The sequence below is a fragment of the Promicromonospora vindobonensis genome (assembly GCF_042685865.1).
GTDB lineage: Bacteria > Actinomycetota > Actinomycetes > Actinomycetales > Cellulomonadaceae > Promicromonospora > Promicromonospora vindobonensis.
Map to the genome: position 1 here is coordinate 369,625 of NZ_JBHUOG010000002.1, position 15,944 is coordinate 385,568.

15 protein-coding genes are annotated in these 15,944 nt (G+C 71.2%); 10 read left to right on the top strand and 5 right to left on the bottom strand.

The genetic code is table 11. The features are described from left to right. Window positions 1–180 precede the first annotated feature (180 nt). The 3 genes from tpiA to ACFS27_RS14910 all read left to right on the top strand — a co-directional run bounded on the left by tpiA (window position 181) and on the right by ACFS27_RS14910 (window position 1,898). Window positions 181–951 (top strand): triose-phosphate isomerase, encoded by a 771-nt coding sequence (gene tpiA / locus ACFS27_RS14900; protein ID WP_377191045.1) that lies wholly within the window; start codon window positions 181–183, stop codon window positions 949–951. Window positions 952–1,238: 287 nt separating this feature from the next. Beyond that, a complete protein-coding gene (gene secG, locus ACFS27_RS14905; protein WP_377184325.1) occupies window positions 1,239–1,481 on the top strand; it encodes a preprotein translocase subunit SecG in 243 nt (80 codons plus the stop codon). A gap of 54 nt (window positions 1,482–1,535) precedes the next feature. Further along, the gene (locus tag ACFS27_RS14910) at window positions 1,536–1,898 is read left to right on the top strand and encodes an RNA polymerase-binding protein RbpA (RefSeq protein ID WP_253874992.1); all 363 of its coding nucleotides are present in this window, start codon (window positions 1,536–1,538) and stop codon (window positions 1,896–1,898) included. A gap of 90 nt (window positions 1,899–1,988) precedes the next feature. Here the strand turns inward: ACFS27_RS14910 and pgl are convergent, their stop codons facing one another. The 5 genes from pgl to tkt are packed head-to-tail and all read right to left on the bottom strand — an operon-like array spanning window position 1,989 to window position 8,631. Then, a complete protein-coding gene (gene pgl / locus ACFS27_RS14915) occupies window positions 1,989–2,783 on the bottom strand; it encodes a 6-phosphogluconolactonase (protein ID WP_377184328.1) in 795 nt (264 codons plus the stop codon). Beyond that, window positions 2,783–3,712 (bottom strand): glucose-6-phosphate dehydrogenase assembly protein OpcA, encoded by a 930-nt coding sequence (opcA, locus tag ACFS27_RS14920; RefSeq protein ID WP_377184330.1) that lies wholly within the window; start codon window positions 3,710–3,712, stop codon window positions 2,783–2,785. The genes pgl and opcA overlap by 1 nt, the downstream gene beginning before the upstream one ends. Before the next feature lie 48 nt (window positions 3,713–3,760). After that, on the bottom strand, window positions 3,761–5,323 hold the full coding sequence (zwf, locus tag ACFS27_RS14925; protein WP_377184332.1) for a glucose-6-phosphate dehydrogenase: 1,563 nt from the start codon (window positions 5,321–5,323) through the stop codon (window positions 3,761–3,763). Then, window positions 5,320–6,486 (bottom strand): transaldolase, encoded by a 1,167-nt coding sequence (gene tal, locus ACFS27_RS14930; protein WP_377184334.1) that lies wholly within the window; start codon window positions 6,484–6,486, stop codon window positions 5,320–5,322. The genes zwf and tal overlap by 4 nt, the downstream gene beginning before the upstream one ends. 39 nt (window positions 6,487–6,525) lie before the next feature. Continuing rightward, window positions 6,526–8,631, bottom strand: coding sequence for a transketolase (tkt, locus tag ACFS27_RS14935; protein WP_377184336.1), 2,106 nt, complete (start codon window positions 8,629–8,631; stop codon window positions 6,526–6,528). A gap of 331 nt (window positions 8,632–8,962) precedes the next feature. On the opposite strand from tkt, the gene ACFS27_RS14940 reads away from it, so the two are divergent. From ACFS27_RS14940 to ACFS27_RS14970, 7 genes are all read left to right on the top strand, one after another. Further along, window positions 8,963–9,943, top strand: a complete 981-nt coding sequence (locus tag ACFS27_RS14940) for a heme o synthase (protein WP_377184338.1) — start codon at window positions 8,963–8,965, stop codon at window positions 9,941–9,943. A gap of 177 nt (window positions 9,944–10,120) precedes the next feature. After that, a complete protein-coding gene (locus tag ACFS27_RS14945) occupies window positions 10,121–10,972 on the top strand; it encodes an HpcH/HpaI aldolase/citrate lyase family protein (RefSeq protein WP_377191047.1) in 852 nt (283 codons plus the stop codon). A 198-nt stretch (window positions 10,973–11,170) separates the two neighbouring features. Next, on the top strand, window positions 11,171–12,127 hold the full coding sequence (gene xerD / locus ACFS27_RS14950; RefSeq protein WP_377191049.1) for a site-specific tyrosine recombinase XerD: 957 nt from the start codon (window positions 11,171–11,173) through the stop codon (window positions 12,125–12,127). Between the two features lie 151 nt (window positions 12,128–12,278). After that, window positions 12,279–13,166 (top strand): ParA family protein, encoded by an 888-nt coding sequence (locus ACFS27_RS14955; protein WP_377191051.1) that lies wholly within the window; start codon window positions 12,279–12,281, stop codon window positions 13,164–13,166. Continuing rightward, entirely contained in the window at window positions 13,150–14,232 is a 1,083-nt protein-coding gene (locus tag ACFS27_RS14960; protein ID WP_377184340.1) for a segregation and condensation protein A, read from the top strand. The genes ACFS27_RS14955 and ACFS27_RS14960 overlap by 17 nt, the downstream gene beginning before the upstream one ends. Further along, entirely contained in the window at window positions 14,229–14,888 is a 660-nt protein-coding gene (scpB, locus tag ACFS27_RS14965; RefSeq protein WP_377184342.1) for an SMC-Scp complex subunit ScpB, read from the top strand. Before ACFS27_RS14960 ends, scpB begins: the two co-directional genes overlap by 4 nt. A gap of 86 nt (window positions 14,889–14,974) precedes the next feature. After that, the gene (locus ACFS27_RS14970) at window positions 14,975–15,892 is read left to right on the top strand and encodes a pseudouridine synthase (protein WP_377184344.1); all 918 of its coding nucleotides are present in this window, start codon (window positions 14,975–14,977) and stop codon (window positions 15,890–15,892) included. Window positions 15,893–15,944: the final 52 nt, after the last annotated feature.

The window sequence follows — 15,944 nt, forward strand, 5'->3', positions numbered from 1 at the left end:
GGCGGAGCGCCGAGGAACGAGGCGCATCGCCGGGAGCAAACCGCAGGCTCAGGCGGCAGACAAGCGCCGACTGAGCCGAAGGTGCAGCGCCGGCTGAGCCGGCCCTGCCGACCCGGCCGACCGATCAGTAGTACCCCTGAGAGAAGGAAGAGACACGTGGCAACCACTCGCACGCCGCTGATGGCGGGCAACTGGAAGATGAACCTGGACCACCAGCAGGCGATCAGCACGGTCCAGAAGCTGTCCTGGTCCCTGAAGGACGCCAAGCACGACTACACCGCCGTCGAGGTGGCGGTGCTGCCGCCGTTCACCGACCTGCGGTCCGTGCAGACGCTCGTGGACGGCGACAAGCTGGAGCTCGTCTACGGCGCCCAGGACATCTCGAAGCACGAGTCCGGTGCGTACACCGGTGAGGTCTCCGGCGCGATGCTCGCGAAGCTCGGCTGCACCTACGTGGCGATCGGGCACTCCGAGCGCCGCGAGCACCACGGCGAGTCCGACGACCTGATCAACGACAAGGTCCGTGCAGCCTTCGCGCACGGCCTGACGCCGATCCTGTGCGTCGGCGAGGGCCTGGAGGTCCGCAAGGCGGGCAACCAGGTGTCGCACACGCTCGCGCAGGTCGAGGCCGCGCTGGCGGACGTCCCGACCGAGCAGATCGCGCAGATCGTCATCGCCTACGAGCCCGTGTGGGCCATCGGCACGGGCGAGGTGGCCACCCCGGAGGACGCGCAGGAGGTCTGTGGCGCGATCCGCCGGGTGCTCGGCGAGCTGTGCGACCAGACCGTCGCCGAGGGCGTCCGCGTCCTGTACGGCGGCTCGGTGAAGTCGGGCAACGTCGCGCAGATCATGGCGCAGCCCGACGTCGACGGCGCCCTCGTGGGCGGTGCGAGCCTGGACCCGGAGGAGTTCGCGAAGATCGCGCGCTACCAGTCGCACGTCGTCGCCTGACCGAGCGTCACCCGTCGGGCCTCCGGGTCACTCCCGTGACCCGGAGGCCCCGCACGGCGGTCGACCGAGACCGCAGGTCAGATTTCCCTGGATATCGCCTGACCGAGACCGTCCCGCAACCTGGCTGAGGTACCCTCGCTCGGGCGTGATGTTCCTGGTGTGACTGCTGTTCAAGGCCTTGCAAGGCCCTGAACAGGGGGTTCGCACTGTGAGGTACGTCTCGCTTACTCTTGACCGATCCGCCGCCGGGACACGCCCGGCACACCTACAACCGAGGACGTGAACCCGTGGACGCGCTCCGCATCATCCTGGAAGTCCTGCTGGTCCTGACCAGCGGCTTCCTCACCATGCTCATCCTGCTCCACAAGGGCAAGGGTGGCGGACTGTCCGACATGTTCGGTGGCGGTATCTCGATGGGCGCCGGTTCCTCCGGCGTGGCCGAGCGGAACCTCAATCGCATCACCGTCGCCTTCGCCCTCGTGTGGGCTGTGGTGATCGTCCTGCTCGGGCTCATCCAGAAGGTCAGCTGACCCGGTCGCCAAGCGCCTAGCAGCTGACGGCCACACACAGAGGGGACGACAGACGTGGCATCAGGTGGTCATGCGATTCGGGGGAGCCGGGTAGGCGCCGGCCCTCTCGGGGAGACGGAGCGCGGCGACACAGCCCCGCGCATCCGGGTTTCTTACTGGTGTGCCAACGGGCACGAGACGGCACCGACGTTCTCGGTGGGCGAGGACGTGGAGGCCCCCACGCAGTGGGACTGCCCGCGTTGCGGCTTCCCTGCGGGGATGGACCCGGTCAATCCGCCGGCTCCGGTGCGGAACGAGCCGTACAAGACGCACCTCGCCTACGTGAAGGAGCGCCGCTCCGAGGAGGACGGCGCCGCCCTCCTGGAGGAGGCTCTCGAGGCACTGCGCACCCGCCGCGGCGGACGCGTAGCACGCTAAGGTTTTTTGCAGCGGCGAAGCAGAGCGCCTGCCCTGGTCGGTCGACCGGGACAGGCGCTCTGCTTCGCCGCTGGTGTTCGGGACGGGCTGCTACGCGTGCGCGCCCGCCGCTTCCACGTCCAGGAGCCACAGCGTGCGAGCCTGCCCGACGGCGCCCGCAGCGGGCACCTCCGTGACCGGACCGTCGGCCAGCGCGGCCGCCACCTGCTCCGCCTTCTCTGCCCCCGCAGCGACGATCCAGACCTCGCGGGCGGACCGGATTGCGTCGAAGGTGAGCGAGACTCGCTCCGGCGGCGGCTTGGGCGAACCGTGCACGCCTGTGGTCGTGCCCTGCGCGGCCAGGACCTCGTGGCCGGGGAACAGGGAAGCGACGTGCCCGTCAGGGCCCATGCCGAGCAGCAGGACGTCGAACGCGGGAACCGCGACGCCCCCCTGCTCCTCGTCCTGCTCGCCCGCGTGCTCGCGGAGGAGCGTCGCGTAGTCCGCTGCGCCCTCCTCCGAGGTCGCGACGGACGACGGCCCAGGCATGGGGTGGACGTTGGCCTCGGGGAGCCCGTGCTCGGCGACGAGGCCGTCGAGCAGGGCCTCCCGTGCCTGGGTCTCGTTCCGGTCGGGGTCGCCGTCCGGCAGGAACCGCTCGTCGCCCCACCACAGGTGGACGCTCGACCAGTCGACGGCAGGCACCAGCGGGCTCGCGGCTACCGCTGCGAGCGTCGCTATGCCGACGGAGCCACCCGTGAGCACCACGTGGACGGGGGAGCGGACGGACTGCACGTCCAGCACGCGCGTGAGCAGCCGGGCGGCCGCCGCCTGCGCGAGCACCTCCTTGTCGGGGTGGACGACGACGAGCCGCACCCCCGGCGTCGAGCCCTGCGGCCGAGACATCAGGCGGCCGTCCGGGCTGTCACGTGCTTGAGACCGCGGATGAGGGCCTCCTCGAAGATCTCGTCCGGGTCGAGCCGGCGCAGCTCCTCGATGAGGGCCTCGTTGAGCGCCCGGATCGGCAGGGCGATCCGGCGGGCAGGCTTGCCCGGCTGCGTGATCGTGACGGTGCGGCCGTCGGGCCGGTCGAGCACGATCGGCCCGCTCTTGCGCTCGAGCGTGACGCGAGTGATCGCGTCGTCGCTGGTGGTGCGCACCACCTCGGCCGGGCACTTGAGCCGCGCGCCGAGCCACGCCGCGAGCAGGTCGAGCGACGTGTGCCGCTTCTGCCCCTCGACCGTCACGGAGAGCACCGGCTCGAACGGCGGCTGCTCGATGGCGGCCGCGATGATCGCCCGCCACAGGGTCACGCGCGCCCAGGCGAGGTCGGTGTCGCCGGGGGCGTACGTCCCCGCGAGGTTGGCGAGCATGTCGACCGGGTTCTTCGCGACGGTGCTGTCGATGATCCGGCGGGCCGCCATGGCGCCCACCGGGTCCTGCGACGGCACAGCGGGAGCCTCACGCGGCCACCAGGCCACGATCGGCGCGTCGGGCAGCAGGAGCGGCATCACCAGGGTGTCGGTCCGCTCGAGGAGCGGGCCGAAGGCGCGCAGCACCACCACCTCGGAGGCACCGGCGTCACCGCCCACCCGGATCTGAGCGTCCAGGCGGCCCTCGGTGCCTCGCGCGGTGGGCGCGACGACGATCACCCGGCACGGGTGCTCACGGCTCGCGTCGTTGGCGGCCTCGACCGACTCCTCGACGTCCCGCTCGTCGGCCAGCACCACGAGGGTGAGCACGCGGCCGAGGGCCACCGCACCACCCTCGTCACGCAGCCGGACGAGGCGCTTGTTGACGTGGTTGGTCGTGGTGTCCGGCATGTCAATGATCACAGCGGGTCCTCACCTCTCGGGATGGCACCATGTCGGCAGGCGGTGTCATCACGGCCGCCTCCAGGTCCTGCCGTCGCGCTCCATCATGGCGTCGGCCGACGGCGGACCCCACGTACCCGACGCATACGGCTCTGGCTTGCCCTTGCGCGCCCAGTACGACGTGATCGGGTCGAGGATCTTCCAGGAGAGCTCGACCTCCTCGCGCGTCGGGAACAGCGGCGGGTCACCGAGCAGCACGTCGAGGATGAGCCGCTCGTAGGCCTCGGGGGACGACTCGGTGAACGAGTGCCCGTACCCGAAGTCCATGGTCACGTCGCGCACCTGCATGGCGGTGCCAGGCACCTTGGCGCCGAACCGCATGGTGACGCCCTCGTCGGGCTGCACGCGGATGACCAGGGCGTTGTTGCCGAGCTCCGACGTCAGCGACGACTCGAACGGCAGGTGCGGTGCCTTCTTGAACACCACGGCCACCTCGGTGACGCGGCGGCCAAGGCGCTTGCCGTGGCGCAGGTAGAACGGCACGCCGGCCCAGCGACGGTTGTCGACGTCGACCCGGACCGCTGCGAACGTCTCCGTGGCGGAGTCCTTCGCGATGCCGTCCTCGTCGAGGAAACCGGGCACCTCGGCGCCACCCTGCCAGCCGGCCTCGTACTGCCCGCGTGCCGTGTGCTTGCCGAGGTCGTCCGGCAGGCGGACCGACGAGAGCACCTTGATCTTCTCGGCCCGCAGCTCGGCGGCGTCGAAGTTGACGGGCTCCTCCATCGCCACCAGCGCAAGGAGCTGGATCAGGTGGTTCTGGATGACGTCGCGCGCGGCGCCGATCCCGTCGTAGTACCCGGCGCGACCGCCGATGCCGATGTCCTCGGCCATCGTGATCTGCACGTGGTCCACGTAGTTCGAGTTCCAGATGGGCTCGAACATCGTGTTCGCGAAGCGCAGCGCCAGCAGGTTCTGGACGGTCTCCTTGCCCAGGTAGTGGTCGATCCGGAAGACCGACTCCGGCTCGAAGACCTTCGACACCACTGCGTCGAGCTCCTTGGCGCTGGCGAGGTCGTGCCCGAACGGCTTCTCGATGACCACCCGGCGCCACGCGTCCACGCCGTCGCCGTCCGCGTCGTCGTCGGGACGGGACAGCCCGTGCCTGGAGAGCTGCTCGCACACCACGGGGAACGCCGACGGCGGGACCGACAGGTAGAACGCGTGGTTGCCGCCCGTGCCGCGCTCCTTGTCGAGCGTCTCGACGGTCTCGCGGAGGCGCTCGAACGCGTCGTCGTCGTCGAACGAGCCCTGGACGAACCGGATGCCCTCGGCGAGCTGGCGCCACGTCGCCTCCCGGAAGGGGGTACGCGCGTACTCCTTCACGGCGTCGTGCACCACCTGCGCGAAGTCCTGGTCCTCCCACTCACGCCGGGCGAAGCCCGTCAGGGCGAAGCCCGGCGGGAGCAGGCCACGGTTGGCGAGGTCGTAGACCGCCGGCATGAGCTTCTTGCGCGACAGGTCACCCGTCACACCGAAGATCACCAGGCCGCTCGGCCCCGCGATCCGCGGCAGGCGGAGGTCGAGTGGGTCGCGCAGGGGGTTGACCCCCTGCGCGATCTTGGCCGGCCTCACCGGGCGCCGGCCCCTGCTGCTCCGGCGCCGTCGAGCCCGGTCTTGGTGGTGGTCAGGAGCTCGTCCCAGCTCACCTCGAACTTCGTCACGCCCTCGTCCTCCAGCTGCGCCGTTACCTCGTCCATGGAGATGCCCTGCGCCTCGACGGCCTCGATGACCGCGGCGGCCTGCTCGCCCGAACCGGTGACGGTGTCGGCGAGCACGATGCCGTGGTCGGCGAACGCGTCGAGCGTCTTCTCCGGCATCGTGTTGACCACGCCGGCCACCACGAGCTCGTCCACGTACATCGTGTCGCGGTAGCTGGGGTCCTTCACGCCGGTCGACGCCCACAGCGGGCGCTGCGGCTGCGCGCCGGCGGCCTTGAGAGCCGCCCAGCGCTCGGAGGCGAAGACCTCTTCGTAGGCCGCGTAGGCCAGCCGGGCGTTCGCGATGGCAGCCTGGCCACGCAGCGCGAGCGCCTCCTCCGTGCCGACGGCCTTCAGTCGCTTGTCGACCTCCGCGTCCACGCGGGACACGAAGAACGACGCCACCGAGCCGATCACGGACAGGTCGTGGCCTGCCGCCTTGGCCTGCTCCAGGCCGGCCAGGAAGGCGTCCATCACCTCCCGGTAGCGCGCGAGCGAGAAGATCAGCGTCACGTTCACGCTGATGCCCTTGGCCAGCGTGGACGTGATCGCGGGCAGACCCTCGACGGTGGCGGGGATCTTGATCATCACGTTCGGCCGGTCGACGGTCTCCCAGAGCCGGACGGCCGTGGCCTTCGTGGCCGCCGTGTCGCGGGCCAGGCGCGGGTCTACCTCGATGGACACGCGGCCGTCCACGGCGGACGTGGCGTCGTAGACGGGGCGCAGCAGGTCGGCGGCGTCGCGGACGTCGTCGGTGGTGATGCGCTCCACCGCAGCCTCGACGTCGCCGCCGTTCGGCGGCCCGGCCAGCTCGGCCAGCGTGCTGTCGTACGCGTCGCCCTGTGCGAGGGCAGCGGCGAAGATCGTCGGGTTCGTCGTGACCCCGACGACGTTCTTCGTGCTGATGAGCTCGGCGAGGTTGCCGGTACGCAGGCGCTCACGGGACAGGTCGTCCAGCCAGATAGCGACACCCGCCTCGGACAGCCGCTGGGTGGGACTGACGTTCTCGCCTGTGCTGACGTTCGTGCTGTCGGTCATCATGCCCTTCCTCTCGTGTCCGTGTGCTTCTTCAACGGCTCAGGACGCCGCCTCGATCGACTCCTTGGCGGCCTGGGCGACAGCCTCGGCCGTGATGCCGTACTCGGCGTAGAGCGTCTTGTAGTCCGCCGACGCGCCGTAGTGCTCGAGCGAGACGATGCGGCCGGCGTCGCCGACCACCTCGCGCCAGCCCTGCGCGACGCCCGCCTCGACCGAGACGCGTGCCTTCACGCCGGACGGGATGACCGACTCGCGGTAGGCGTCGTCCTGCTTGTCGAACCACTCGCGCGAGGGCATGGAGACCACGCGGGCCTGCACGCCGTCGGCGGCGAGGATCTTGCGCGCCTCGACGGCGAGCTGCACCTCCGAGCCGGTGCCCACGAGGACGACGTCGGGCGTGCCCTCGGTGTCCAGGAGGGTGTAGCCGCCCTTGAGGGTGCCCTCGGCGGCGCCGAAGCCGTCGGTGCCGCGCGGGTAGGTGGGCACGTTCTGGCGGGTCAGCACGAGGCCGGCCGGGTTGTCGCGGTTCTCGAGGATGCCGCGCCATGCCCATGCGGTCTCGTTCGCGTCCGCGGGGCGCACGACGTCGAGGTTCGGGATGGCCCGCAGCGACGCGAGGTGCTCCACCGGCTGGTGGGTCGGGCCGTCCTCGCCGAGGCCGATCGAGTCGTGCGTCCAGACGAACGTCGTGGGGATGCCCATCAGCGACGCCAGGCGGACCGAGGCGCGCATGTAGTCGGCGAACTGCAGGAACGTCCCGCCGTAGGGCCGGGTCAGGCCGTGCAGCACGATCCCGTTGAGGATCGAGCCCATACCGTGCTCGCGGATGCCGAAGTGCAGCGTGCGGCCGTAGGGGTCGCCGGGGAACTTCTTGGTCGCGTGCTCGGTCGGCACGAAGGACGGCACGCCGTCCATCGTCGTGTTGTTGGAGCCGGCCAGGTCGGCCGAGCCGCCCCAGAGCTCGGGCAGCACGTCCGCGAGGGCGCTCAGCACCTTGCCCGACGCCGCCCGCGTCGCCACGCCCTTCTCGCTGGCCTCGAACTCCGGCAGGGAGCCGGTCCAGCCGTCAGGCAGCTCGTGGGCACGCAGGCGCGCGAGCAGCGCGGCGTTCTGGGGGTTCTGCTCGGACCAGGCGGTGAAGGCGGACTCCCAGGCCTGACGCTGGGCGCCCTGGCGCTCCGCGACGGAGCGCGTGTAGGACAGCACCTCCGGGTCGATGGCGAACGACGCCTCGGGGTCGAGGCCCAGCGCGGACTTGAGGCCCTTGACCTCGTCCGTGCCCATGGCCGAGCCGTGGATGCCACCCGTGTTCTGCTTGGTGGGTGCCGGCCAGCCGATGATCGTGCGCAGCGCGATGATCGACGGCTTGCCGGTCTCGGCCTTCGCGGCGTCGAGCGCCGCGGCCAGCGTGTCGGTGTCCTCCGCGTAGCCGTCGCCACCCGAGGTCCAGTCCACGCGCTGGGTGTGCCAGCCGTAGGCCTCGTAGCGCTTCAGCACGTCCTCGGTGAACGCGATGTTGGTGTCGTCCTCGATCGAGATCTTGTTGTCGTCCCAGATCAGGATCAGGTTGCCGAGCTGCTGGTGGCCCGCGAGGGACGAGGCCTCGGAGGTCACGCCCTCCTGCAGGTCACCGTCGGACGCGATCACGTACACGTGGTGGTCGAACGGCGACTCGCCCGGGGCGGCGGCGGGGTCGAGCATGCCGCGCTCGCGGCGGGAGGCCATCGCCATGCCGACGGCGGAGGCGAGGCCCTGGCCGAGCGGGCCGGTCGTGATCTCGACGCCGGTGGTGTGGCGGTACTCCGGGTGCCCGGGGGTCTTGGAGCCCCAGGTCCGCAGTGCGGCGATGTCGTCCATCTCGAGGCCGTAGCCGGCGAGGAAGAGCTGCAGGTAGATGGTCAGCGACGAGTGGCCTGCGCTCAGCACGAACCGGTCGCGGCCCAGCCACTCGGGGTCCGACGGGTCGTGGCGCATCGCCTTCTGGAAGAGGAGGTACGCGGCCGGCGCGAGCGAGATCGCGGTTCCGGGATGTCCGTTGCCCACCTTCTCGACGGCGTCCGCAGCCAGTGCCTTGATGGCCTTGACCGCTCGCTCGTCGAGCTCCGACCACTCCAGGGGCTTCAGCACGGGGTCGAAAGCGTTCACGAGTCCTCTTTCTCTCCGCCGTCGACTCCCGCCCTGCCCGGGGAGCGGACGGGCCGGAGAGCCGCGCAGCGTGCGTGCGGCGGCGGCGGGATGCCTGCCGCCCTTCGTTCGATGGCGTCAACAACCCTATACGCGCGCATCATCCGTCGCGCAGGGCTGTCCACGCTGTGTACGACCGGCGCGCTCAGGACAAATCTCACACCTGGTCGTGGGAATGCGGTGTGCGACCGCGTCGTGCCGGGACGTACGATGAGCACGCGCCTGACCGGTATGAGGACCTACCAGGTGCGATTCTGACCTCAGGACTCTCCCGAACGGAACTGCGACGCGCGTGAGAACGAGCCACACGACGACCGGCCAGACCGCGCGTCCCCAGAAGTCCAGCCCCCAGGCGGCCGTCGCTGACGACGGCCAGCGCCCCGGTGGCTGGTTCCTGCGTCGGGCCGGCGCCTACGTCGCGCTGACCAAGCCCCGCGTGATCGAGCTGCTGCTCGTGACGACCGTGCCCACCATGATCCTCGCGGCCGACGGCCTGCCGGGCTTCTGGCTGATCGTCGCCACCCTCATCGGCGGGGCGGGCGCCGCAGGCAGCGCGAACGCGTTCAACATGTGGTGGGACCGCGACATCGACCAGGTGATGAACCGGACCAAGAAGCGTCCGATGGCGACAGGGGAGATCACCCCGGCCGCCGGCCTGGTGTTCGCCTCGATCCTGGGCCTGCTGTCGCTGGCGTGGTTCGCGCTGGTCGTCAACTGGGCGACCATGTGGCTCGCGCTGGCCGCCATCGCCATCTACGTCGTCGGCTACACGATGATCCTCAAGCGCCGCACCCCGCAGAACATCGTGTGGGGCGGCATCGCGGGCTGCATACCGGTGTTCATCGGCTGGGCGTCGGTGACGGGCGAGCTGAGCTGGGCGGCGGTCGCGCTGTTCGGCGTCATCTTCTTCTGGACGCCCCCGCACTACTGGCCGCTGTCGATCAAGTTCAAGCAGGACTACGCCAACGCGAAGGTCCCGATGCTGCCGGTGGTCAGCGACGACAAGCGCGTGGCCGCCGAGATGGTCGGCTACACGCTCGCCATGATCGCCTGCTCGCTCCTCCTGACGCCCCTCGCCGGCATGTCGTGGGTGTACACGGCGGTGGCCGCAGCTCTTGGCGCGTGGTTCCTCTGGTCCACGATCGCCATGCTGCGCCGGGCGCAGGGCAGCGCCAAGGGCAAGCTGGGCGCGATGAAGGTGTTCCACGCGTCGATCACGTACCTGTCGCTGCTCTTCGTCGCGGTGGCCGTGGACGTCTTCCTGCCGTTCTGACCCGCGCGGTTCTGACCCTGGTCACCGCGCGGTCATGATTCGGCCGGTGCCGAGGTCCCGGCCTAGGCTGAGGCCGTGACCGAGACCCCAGCCGACCGAACCACCGAACCCGCCGACCAGTCCGGGCGCTACGCGGCAGGCCTGCCGACGGCGTCCGCCGTCGTCCAGGAGAGTGACCTGGCCCCGCGCCGGGCGGCCCGCGAGAAGTCACGCGTGGCTCCCGACTACGCGCGTGCCTGGCTCCTGCTGTCCGCGATGCGGAGCGAGCTCTTCGACAAGGCGCAGCTCTCTCGTGCGGACCAGGTGATCCTCGACTGCGAGGACGCCATCGACGACTCGTTGAAGGACGAGGCGCGCGAGAACGTCATCCGGTGGATCAAGAACGGCGGCTGCGCCTGGGTCCGGATCAACGACCGCCAGGCGCCCTCGTGGGCCGACGACGTCGCCCACCTGCGCGGGCTCAAGGGCCTCAACGGGGTCATGCTCGCCAAGACGGAGAGCGCCGACGACGTCATCGACACCGCACAGCGGCTCGGCGGCGACGTGCCAGTGATCCCGCTCGTCGAGTCGGCCCTCGGTATCGAGGAGGCCGTCAACATCGCCAGGGCGCGCGGTGCGTTCCGCCTCGCGTTCGGGTCCGGCGACTACCGTCGCGACACCGGCGCCGCGAACGAGCCCATGGCGATGGCGTACCCGCGCACGCGGCTCGTCGTCGCCAGCCGCATCGGGGGCCTGCCCGGTCCGGTCGACGGCCCGACGGTCGCCTCGTCGCACGCCCTGCTGCGTGAGCAGTCCGCCGACGCCGTCAACCTCGGCATGACCGGCAAGCTCTGCCTGGACTTCGAGCAGTCGGCGGTCATCAACGAGTCGTTCGCCCCGACGTCGTCCGACGTGGCCTGGGCCGTCGACTTCTTCGCCGAGTTCGAGGCGGCGGGCTCCGTCATCCGCGACGGCAGCGACAAGCCGCGCCTCGCCCGCGCGCAGGTGATCCGCTCGCGCGCGGAGCTGTTCGGTATCAACCCCTCCTGAGCCTGCGGTTCCGCTCCGGGCGAGCGCCTCGTTCCTCGGCTCTCACCCTGCACTGCACCTCCGGTTCAGGAGGTATCAACCCCTCCTGAGCCCGTCCTGCGGGGTGATCTACCACGCGTAGCGGTCACCCGGCGTGGCCCGCCCGCCCGGGCGGGTCACGCTCGGCATGATGGGGCGGTGTCCACTGCCCCCGCCCACCTGCAGTCGCTTCGCCCGACCCAGCCCGCCCCGCTCCCGGACGCCCGGCTCGACTCCGCCCTGCGCGACTACCTCGCGCACCTGAGCGTGGAACGCGGGCTCTCGGCCAACACCGTCGCCGCGTACCGCCGCGACCTCGTGCGGTACGTGGGGTACCTCGCGGCCGCCGGCCGGCCCGGCCTGTCCGGGGTCACGGAGTCCGACGTCACGGGCTTCGTCGAGGCGGTGCGCCAAGGGGACGACGGCGGCCGCCCGCTGTCGCCGTCGTCCACCGCGCGTGCCCTGGCCGCGGTGCGGGGCTGGCACCGGTTCGCCCAGGCCGAGGGGCTCGCCGTGGACGACCCGTCCGCGGAGGTGCGGGCGCCGACGCAGCTGCGGCGCCTGCCGCACGCGCTGTCCGTCGACGACGTCACGGCCCTGCTGGACGCCGCAGGGGCGGGCGAGGGTCCGCTGCCGCTGCGCGACCGGGCCCTGCTCGAGCTGCTGTACGCCACCGGTGCGCGGATCTCCGAGATCGTGGGGCTGGACGTCGACGGCGTGAGCGACAGCACGGCCGTGCGCCTGTTCGGCAAGGGCTCGAGGGAGCGGGCGGTGCCGGTCGGCTCGTTCGCGCGCGACGCGCTCGAGGCCTACCTGGTCCGGGCGCGCCCTGCGCTGGCCGCGTCGGGCCGCGGCACGCCCGCGCTGTTCCTCAACACGCGGGGCGCGCGCATGTCCCGGCAGACCGCCTGGGCCGCCCTGCAGTCCGCCGCCGCGCGCGCGGGGCTCAAGGAGCACGTCTCACCGCACACCCTGCGGCACTCGTTCGCCACCCACCTCCTGTCCGGCGGGGCGGACGTACGCGTGGTCCAGGAGCTCCTGGGCCACGCGTCGGTCACGACGACGCAGATCTACACGATGGTCACCCCGGACGCGCTGCGCGAGGTCTACGCGGCAGCCCACCCACGAGCGCGGTGACGGCGGTCGCGGGCTCGCCGACGGGTGCCTGGCCCGGGCAGCCGAAGGACGCCACGCCGAGGCCGCGACCCCGGTGGCGCCCACACCCTGGTATAGCGTGGCGGTCGTGAGCGAGGCACCCAGCCAGGAGGGAGCGAACACGATGACCGACATGCTTCTCGGCAAGACGGTTGTCGGCGCACCCACGGACTCGGAGATCGTGCGCGACGTCGTCGGGCGCGTCATGCCGGAGCTGCCGGAGCCGGCGCCGCTGACGAGCCACGGCCCGGCGCGCATCATCGCGATGTGCAACCAGAAGGGCGGGGTCGGCAAGACCACCACCACGATCAACCTCGGCGCCTGTCTGGCGGAGTACGGCCGCAAGGTGCTCCTGGTGGACTTCGATCCGCAGGGTGCGGCGTCGGTCGGCATCGGGGTCAACCCGCACGAGCTCGACCTCACCATCTACAACCTGCTCATGGAGCGGAACGTCGACATCCACGACGTCCTCATGCCGTCCGGTATCGAGAACCTCGACGTGCTGCCCGCGAACATCGACCTGTCGGCGGCGGAGGTGCAGCTCGTCGGCGAGGTGGCCCGCGAGTCCGTGCTGGCCCGCGCCCTGCGTCCGGTGATGGACGACTACGACGTGATCCTCATCGACTGCCAGCCGAGCCTCGGGCTGCTCACCGTGAACGCCCTGACCGCCGCGCACGGTGTCCTGATCCCGCTGGAGTGCGAGTTCTTCGCGCTGCGTGGCGTCGCGCTGCTGGTGGAGACCATCGAGAAGGTCCGGGACCGGCTCAACCCGGCCCTGGAGATCGACGGTATCCTCCCCACCATGTACGACTCGCGCACGCTCCACTCCCGGGAGGTCGTGGCCCGGGTGCACGAGGCCTTTGGCGACACGCTCCTGCACTCGATCATCGGGCGCACGGTGAAGTTCCCCGACGCCACGGTCGCAGCGGAGCCGATCACGGCGTACGCGCCGGGACACCCGGGCGCCGCCGCGTACCGTCAGCTCGCCCGGGAGCTCGTGGCCCGTGGCGATGCTGCCTGAGGCGGAGGCGGCGGAGCGGAACCGCGGCGTCGGGCAGCAGACGGTAGAGCCCGAGGTCCTGGAGGCGGCGCCGGCGCTGCTCGGTCCCGACGGTCCGCCCGTCGAGGAGCGGCGGAGCTCTCGTACCTTCCAGGTCCACCTGCACAACTTCGAGGGGCCGTTCGACCTGCTGCTCTCGCTCATCGCGAAGCACAAGATGGACGTCACCGAGGTGGCGCTGGCCGTGGTGACCGACGAGTTCGTCGCGCACATCCGCGAGGCGGAGCGGGCCTCCCGCCAGGCCGCCGCCCGCGGCGAGGAGCACGCCTCCTGGGACCTCGGGGTGGCCAGCGAGTTCCTTGTGATCGCGGCGACGCTGCTCGACCTCAAGGCCGCCCGGCTGCTGCCCGGCGTCGTCGACGAGGACGCGGAGGACCTCGAGCTGCTCGAGGCCCGCGACCTGCTGTTCGCCCGGCTCCTGCAGTACCGGGCGTACAAGGAGGTCTCGAAGGTCATCGCGGAGCAGCTGGCATCGGCCGGACGCCGCGTGCCGCGTCTGACACCGCTCGAGCCGCACCTCGCGGCGATCCTGCCGGAGCTGGTCTGGGACACGTCGGGGGAGCGGCTCGCCGAGCTGGCCGCCCGGGTGCTGGCCCCCAAGCTGCCGCCCGTGGTGGGCCTGGCCCACCTGCACGGCTCCGCGGTGAGCGTGCGCGAGGAGGCGGGCGTCATCGTGCGGCGCCTGCGGGTGGAGCAGTCCGTGACGTTCCGGTCGCTGACGGCCGGGTCCGAGCGCCTCGTGACCGTGGCCCGGTTCCTGGCGCTCCTCGAGCTGTTCCGTGACTCCCTGGTCAGCTTCGAGCAGGTCAGCCCCCTGGGCGAGCTGACGGTGCGGTGGACCGCCGGGCCGGACGACGGCGGGAAGTACCTCGATCCGCAGGCCGGACCCAGCGAGTTCGACGAGGGCGACCTCGTGCCGCCGCCCGGGGCGCACGGCGAGGAGGCGGGCGACGGCCCGGTGCAGGAGCAAGCCGGCCCACAGGAGCAAGCAGAGACCGCGGAGCCCGGAACGGAGGCGACAGCATGACCGTCGAAGAACAGGCCCCCGAGGCCCTGCAGGTGGCCGCCCCGGCCGTGGGTTCGAGGCAGGACGAGCCGGCCCTCGTCGACGTGCACACGCTCCCCGGTGGTGCGCACGCGGCGGTCGAGGCGGTGCTCATGGTGGCCGACGCCCCGATCGGTGCGGACCGCATCGCCGCGTCCCTGAACCTCACCCAGGACGAGACCGACGACATCCTGCACGAGCTGTCCGACGAGTACGCCGGCCACCTCGGTTCCCGGCCGCGTGGGTTCGAGCTGCGCCGGACGGTCGACGGGTGGCGCATCTACTCGTCGGCGGCGCACGCGGACCCGGTGGGGCGCTTCGTGCTGGACGGGCAGTCGTCGAAGCTCAGCCAGGCCGCACTGGAGACCCTCGCCGTGGTGGCCTACCGCCAGCCGGTGACGCGTGGCCAGGTCAGCGCGGTGCGCGGGGTGAACGTCGACGGCGTCGTGCGGACCCTGCTGACCCGCGGTCTGATCGCCGAGATCGGGCAGGATCCGAGCTCGGGTGCGGTTCTGTTCGGAACCACGGGATACTTCTTGGAGCGGATGGACTTCTCGTCGCTCGACGAGCTGCCTCCGCTGGCGCCGCACCTGCCGGATCTCGACATGATCGACGGGCTCGACGGGCTGGACTCCTAGTCCGGTTCCGGGCCGGGCACGGGCTCCCGAACACGGACCCGCAGGCAGGTCCGCAGCGCCTTACCCGACTCACCGAGAGATGAATCATGAGCAACGAACGCCGCGGCGGGAGCCGCCGCGAATCCAGTGGTGGCCAGCAGCCGCGCCGACCCGACCAGTCCGGCAAGCAGGGCGGCAGGAACTTCCGGGGCGGTAGCTCGGCCAAGAGCCGCGCCCAGGCCAACGCACCACGCCGCAAGCCGGCGCAGCCCGCCGAACAGGGCCGCGACGTCCACGTCGAGGGCGGCGTGCGGCTGCAGAAGGTCCTCGCGCAGGCCGGGCTGGGCTCCCGCCGCGCGAGCGAGGAGATGATCGCCAACGGGCGCGTCGAGGTGGACGGCCAGATCGTCACGGAGCTCGGCGTGCGGGTCGACCCCGACACCGCCGTCATCCACGTGGACGGCCTGCGGATCCAGCTCGACCAGGCCAAGGTGACCATCGCGCTGAACAAGCCGCTGGGCGTGGTGTCGACGATGGACGACCCCAAGGGGCGCCCGACCGTCGCGGACCTCATCAAGAACCGTGAGGAACGGCTCTTCCACGTGGGCCGGCTCGACGCCGACAGCGAGGGCCTGCTGCTCCTGACGAACGACGGCGAGCTCGCCAACCGCCTGTCCCACCCCAAGTACAAGATCGCCAAGACGTACCTGGTGACGGTCGAGGGCGAGATCTTCCCGCGCGTCGGCCGGGAGCTCCTGAAGGGCATCGAGCTCGACGACGGCATCGCCAAGATGGACGCGGTGCACGTGGTGCAGCAGATCGACGGCTTCGCGATGCTGGAGGTCGTGCTGCACGAGGGGCGCAACAGGATCGTGCGGCGGATGTTCGACGCCGTCGGGCACCCCGTGACGCGCCTCGTGCGCACCCGGATCGGGCCGATCCCGCTGGGCGACCTGAAGTCCGGCCGCACTCGGGTCCTCGGCCGCACGGAGCTGGGCACCCTGATGAACGCGGTGGACCTGTAACCTCGACCGCTGAGTGCTGGGTATTTGCGCCCTGTCACGCACTCTGACCGCA

Bases quoted from the DNA above. Each gene is read 5' to 3' on its own strand.
- tpiA (WP_377191045.1), top strand. From the start codon at position 181: ATGGCGGGCAACTGGAAGATGAACCTGGACCACCAGCAGGCGATCAGC.
- pgl (WP_377184328.1), bottom strand. From the start codon at position 2,783: ATGTCTCGGCCGCAGGGCTCGACGCCGGGGGTGCGGCTCGTCGTCGTC.
- tal (WP_377184334.1), bottom strand. From the start codon at position 6,486: ATGACCGACAGCACGAACGTCAGCACAGGCGAGAACGTCAGTCCCACC.
- ACFS27_RS14955 (WP_377191051.1), top strand. From the start codon at position 12,279: ATGCTTCTCGGCAAGACGGTTGTCGGCGCACCCACGGACTCGGAGATC.
- scpB (WP_377184342.1), top strand. From the start codon at position 14,229: ATGACCGTCGAAGAACAGGCCCCCGAGGCCCTGCAGGTGGCCGCCCCG.
- ACFS27_RS14970 (WP_377184344.1), top strand. From the start codon at position 14,975: ATGAGCAACGAACGCCGCGGCGGGAGCCGCCGCGAATCCAGTGGTGGC.